The organism is Haloferax sp. s1, from assembly GCF_058382125.1.
In genome coordinates, this window is sequence record NZ_JBZRPK010000116.1 from 1 (window position 1) to 1144 (window position 1144).

At 60.8% G+C, this 1144-nt stretch carries 1 protein-coding gene and 1 pseudogene; both read left to right on the forward strand.

The genetic code is table 11. The annotated features are described in order from the left end of the window. Positions 1 to 127: 127 nt before the first annotated feature. Positions 128 to 319 (forward strand): annotated as a pseudogene (locus QT222_RS00810) (DUF7860 family protein); the annotation flags it as partial. Positions 320 to 325: 6 nt separating this feature from the next. Beyond that, a complete protein-coding gene (locus tag QT222_RS00815) occupies positions 326 to 949 on the forward strand; it encodes a uracil-DNA glycosylase (protein ID WP_491475991.1) in 624 nt (207 codons plus the stop codon). Positions 950 to 1144: the final 195 nt, after the last annotated feature.

Below are 1144 nucleotides of genomic sequence, written 5' to 3' on the forward strand. Positions count from 1 at the left end.
CTCTCGGTGAGTTTTCCGGGCACCTGGTTCATACCATTTCACACACTCCCGCGAAACGACTTTCTCGTTTCGCCTCTCTCACAGTGATTTGCGACGTTATGGCAATCTCGACTAACCTCGATTCACCAAGACTGGCGTCAGCCTCGGACTCGTTCTCTTCCTGTTCGGCGCTATCGGCGCGAAAGCAGCACTAGCGATGACTGGCGGCCACATCCCCGGCTGGGAGCGCACGCTCTTTTTCGACGCCGAATGGCTCGGCATCCTCCTCGTGCTCTTTTCGCCCATTATCTTCGGCATCGTGCTTCCGCTGACGGAATAAGCGCCGATGACCGACCCACGGTTTCCCGACGCCGAGAACCGACTCGTCACAGAAAGCGACTGCACCCGGTGTCCGGCGCTAGTCGAGTGCCGAAACCGGATTTCGTGGGGCGTCGGCCCCCGAGATTCGACCGTCGTCGTCGTCGGCGAAGCACCCGGCGCGGGCAATCCCGACGCGAACCGCTGGCAAGGCGGTAACTGGACCGGCATGTCCTACACGGCTCAGCACTCCGGGCGCAGGATTCGGGAGACGATGGCCACCGTCGGCTACGAAGACGGCGTGTTCTACACGAACGCGGTCAAGTGCTTCCCCTCAGATGGTGAGGGGTCGAACCGGGCACCCAGCGCCGACGAGAAGGCGAACTGTCTGGACCACCTCGTGACCGAACTCGAAACAATCGACCCCGACGTGGTGGTTCCGACCGGACGCCACGCCACGGAGAGCGTCTTCTCACTCGACGACCGGACACTCGGTGGATTCCTCGATACCGTGCTCGACCCCGTCGAAAGCGAGCGATTCGACTACACGATTGTTCCGCTGCTCCACCCCTCGTACCGCGACGTGTGGCTGTCGCGTCTCGGGTACGAGTTGGACGAGTATTTCGAGGAGTTGTCGGGGTTGCTCCCCTAGCGTACGAGAGATGCCAAACGCTCATCAGTAAGAACTGACTATGAAACAACAGAATCGATGCTCGACGACATCATTGCGGACCTGATTCTCGACGTGGTCGTCCGCCCGCTGTTGAAACTGCTGGAACTAACCGGGAGCGCGGTTAAACGCGGCGTCTCGAAAGCCAACGCGCAGTTCCGACGCGGAGTCGGCAGC